This is a genomic window from Viridibacillus sp. NPDC096237 (genome assembly GCF_050278625.1).
Lineage (GTDB): Bacteria > Bacillota > Bacilli > Bacillales_A > Planococcaceae > Viridibacillus.
The window spans coordinates 1-3,388 of the sequence record NZ_JBNNTI010000099.1 but is presented as its reverse complement, the minus strand read 5'-3'; the positions used below and the strand labels follow the sequence as shown (position 1 = coordinate 3,388).

Annotated in this window: 4 protein-coding genes; all 4 read left to right on the top strand. The window is 30.6% G+C overall.

The genetic code is table 11. From position 1 onward, the window contains the following. Positions 1-163 precede the first annotated feature (163 nt). Genes ACQKMD_RS21865 through ACQKMD_RS21850 form a run of 4 tightly spaced genes read left to right on the top strand, consistent with a single transcriptional unit; the run spans position 164 to position 3,208 of the window. Positions 164-1,144, top strand: coding sequence for an alpha/beta fold hydrolase (locus tag ACQKMD_RS21865; RefSeq protein ID WP_427754669.1), 981 nt, complete (start codon positions 164-166; stop codon positions 1,142-1,144). Positions 1,145-1,161: 17 nt separating this feature from the next. Next, positions 1,162-1,833 (top strand): response regulator transcription factor, encoded by a 672-nt coding sequence (locus ACQKMD_RS21860; protein ID WP_427754667.1) that lies wholly within the window; start codon positions 1,162-1,164, stop codon positions 1,831-1,833. Continuing rightward, positions 1,830-2,834 (top strand): sensor histidine kinase, encoded by a 1,005-nt coding sequence (locus ACQKMD_RS21855; RefSeq protein WP_427754666.1) that lies wholly within the window; start codon positions 1,830-1,832, stop codon positions 2,832-2,834. Before ACQKMD_RS21860 ends, ACQKMD_RS21855 begins: the two co-directional genes overlap by 4 nt. Before the next feature lie 17 nt (positions 2,835-2,851). Beyond that, positions 2,852-3,208 (top strand): hypothetical protein, encoded by a 357-nt coding sequence (locus ACQKMD_RS21850; RefSeq protein WP_427754664.1) that lies wholly within the window; start codon positions 2,852-2,854, stop codon positions 3,206-3,208. The last annotated feature ends 180 nt before the right edge of the window (positions 3,209-3,388 follow it).

Genomic DNA, 3,388 nt, shown 5'->3' with positions numbered 1-3,388 from the left:
TGTCGCTACCATTATACCGAATTTGGGGAGGTGCCTGTTTTTCATTGTCTGAAAGACGTTGATATGACTGAGCTCAGAATTATGAAATTAACTCAACTGAAAAATTTATAGGAAATTTATTTTTATATTCTATCCTTTTAATATAAATTGAAAGGAGAAGGATATGAAAAAAGTATTGAAAGTATTAAAGCGACTTTTTTGGGGGTTCATTGTTTTTATATTACTTGTTTCCGTATCAGTTTTTGGTTATCACCGTTATCAATTAGGTAAGGAATCAGAAACAATGGACAGTAAGGGGACATTCGTTGAGTTTCATAACAAAAAACTAAATGTATATAATGAGGGTGATGGTGAGAATATATTTGTATTCATGTCTGGATCAGGGATTGCTGCACCTGTTTATGAAATGAAAGGTCTATATAGCAAATTTTCAAAAAAAAATAAGATTGCTATTGTCGAAAGAGCTGGTTATGGATATAGTGAAGTTTTTGACGATAATAGAGATATTGATATGATACTAGAACAAACTAGAAACGCTCTCATTCAAAGTGGAAATAAACCTCCGTATATCTTAGTACCACACTCTCTATCAGGGATAGAAGCTATTTACTGGGCACAAAAATACCCAAATGAAGTGAAGGCGATTATTGCTTTAGATATTGGTTTACCAAAGGAGTACGTAACCTATAAAATGGGGTTTCTTGATTCATTAACGATAAGAGGAATGAACTTTTTAACCAAAATGGGTTTTCAGCGACTAGCCCCTTCTACAACGTATAATCCTGAAGTGATAAAGCAAACCTTCTTAACGGAACATGAAAAAGAAATGTATAAAGCGATTTCGTATAAACAATTTTTTAATGATGATATGGCGCAAGAGCTTTTACGGTCTTACGAAAATGGAAAAAAATCAGTTAATCTACCCACACCTAAAGAAACACCAATCTTATTTTTGTCTGCGTATACTGATCAAAATAAAACCTCGAAATATACAAAGAAAAAAAATGAAAATTATGAGGAGTTGGCAGACCAACTATTAATAGCAGATGTCATAAAAATTAAAGGCAAGCACAGTATTTATTTATATGCGCCTGAAGAGATATATAAACTTGCCATTGATTTTATCAATGGAAAAGTTGAATAAAGTGAGAGGTCTACGTAATGAAAGGATATAACATTTTAATTGTTGAAGACGATTTAATGATTGGGAATTTGTTACAGAATATTCTGCAGCGAGAAGCGTATAACGTATGTTGGAGGACAGAAGGAAAAGACATTCTTGATTTCATTCATAAAATAGATTTAGTCATCATGGATGTTATGTTGCCAGGTGAAGACGGCTATCAAATTTCAAAGAAAATAAAAAATCTAGGCTTAAATATTCCTATTGTTTTTTTATCTGCTCGAAATGATATCGATAGCAAACTCCAAGGTTTGCATATTGGTGAGGATTATATGATTAAGCCTTTTGATCCTAGAGAGCTATTACTAAGAATTCAGAAAAAACTAGATAATCAGTACGGTAAATTTACACAGATCAAACATTTATATATTGATGCAGAGTATACAAAAGTTTTCAATGACAGCTTGCATAATGAGGTTGTTTTTACGGCTATTGAACGGAAAATATTCTTCTATTTATATGAAAATAGGAATCGGATTTTAACGAAAGAACAATTTTTTGACTACTTATGGCAGCTTGAAGATAGAAATCCTAATATCCTGAATGTACATATTAAAAAAATTAGAACAAAAATCAATGATAAACAGGGTGAAATCATTCAAAATTTATATGGAGAAGGGTATAGATTAAATACCTATATGAAGAAATGAAATTAAAAAAGAAATACCAGTTATTATTATTTTCTGCTATTATCAGTGTCCCGTTATTAATACTAGTGATTAGTGTCCTTATGTCAGTAATTTATGATATTGTCTCTAAGAATAGCGACATCCCATTTCATGAATCGTATGCCTATCCAACGATGCTGATTCTATTTTTATTATCATTCTTTATATTAGCTTTTTTGTTTTCAAGATCGATTAATTCACTTTTAAATAAAATAAATATGTTAAATAAGGTAATTCGGGATTTAGCTAGTGATGACAAAATAATCCCCAATAAAATAGAGGTTAAAAGTGATGATGAAATAGGTGCACTAATTAGGTCGGTCAATCTATTAATTGAAAGAACAACATTTAGAGAATTAGAGCTTAAACAGCAGGAGGAAATAAACAGGGAACTCTTAACTAAATTAAGGCATGATATCAATACACCTTTAACAGCAATGAAATTACAATTGTTTTATTTAGAAGAAGAATTTAAGGATCAAGCACCAATATTAGAATCATTAAATAACCAAATTGAATATATTGCGGGTTTAACCAATGAATTTAATTTACAATCGACTGATACGTTGGAGAGTTCTTATGTTGTAATGGATGAAGTGAATATAAATGCCTTATTAGAAACTATGGTGAATAAATGGAACTATTTATATAGTATTTATAATATCCAATTAATATATATAACAGTAGATAAAGATCTGGTATGGGTTAGCAATGGTCTGTGGCTCCAAAGATTATTTGATAACATTTTTCAAAATACGCTAAGACATTCAAAAGCTAGTAAGTTTGAGGTAAGTATTGAAAATTATGTTGTTACGATTAGAGATAATGGAGTTGGCTTCAATATGAACAATAAAGGTATTGGACTGGGGTTAAAAATAATTGACGATATAGCTAGGATACTTAATATAAAATATACTTTACAATCAAATAATAATGGGACTTTATTTTGTTTTACAATAGAAAACAATGTATTTCTTGAATAAGAGGATATCTTTTTGGAATGGACCAGATCAGTATTGAGCCTTTTTCGGTTAAAAGTATTTTAAACATTAGTGAAATAGGTCTAATTGTAGAAGACACTATAAGTGTAAGCGAAAAATTAAATGAAATTGGTTTGACCGAGCGTGACAATGATACAATAAGTAGAAAATCCCTTAATTTCATGGGTGAAAGAAGGAAGGGAATATTTATTATACTAGCCCAACCAGGGAGAAGATGGATATTTTCTGATAAAACGTCTGCCATATTTCCTCTTGAGATTACATTAATAGATAACAGTAAAATAATCATCAATTCCGATAATGTATTTCAGATATATCGGAACGAGCACAAAGGAGAGTTATTTTCTGAAACGTAATATCTGTTAGAGTACCAATCTTCAGTAGATATCTATCCTTCTTCAACAAACGGGTGCTTTCGTATTATAAGGTTAACCAGTTCTTTAAATTGTACCCTTTGTAAAGGACATTTTTGAAAAAGGTCATGCCACATGGAGAAGATGATTTCTGTATTGTACAGGAGTCATCTTCTTTAAGTT

Coding starts and splice junctions, on each gene's coding strand:
- ACQKMD_RS21855 (WP_427754666.1), top strand. CDS start 1,830: ATGAAATTAAAAAAGAAATACCAGTTATTATTATTTTCTGCTATTATC.
- ACQKMD_RS21860 (WP_427754667.1), top strand. CDS start 1,162: ATGAAAGGATATAACATTTTAATTGTTGAAGACGATTTAATGATTGGG.
- ACQKMD_RS21865 (WP_427754669.1), top strand. CDS start 164: ATGAAAAAAGTATTGAAAGTATTAAAGCGACTTTTTTGGGGGTTCATT.
- ACQKMD_RS21850 (WP_427754664.1), top strand. CDS start 2,852: ATGGACCAGATCAGTATTGAGCCTTTTTCGGTTAAAAGTATTTTAAAC.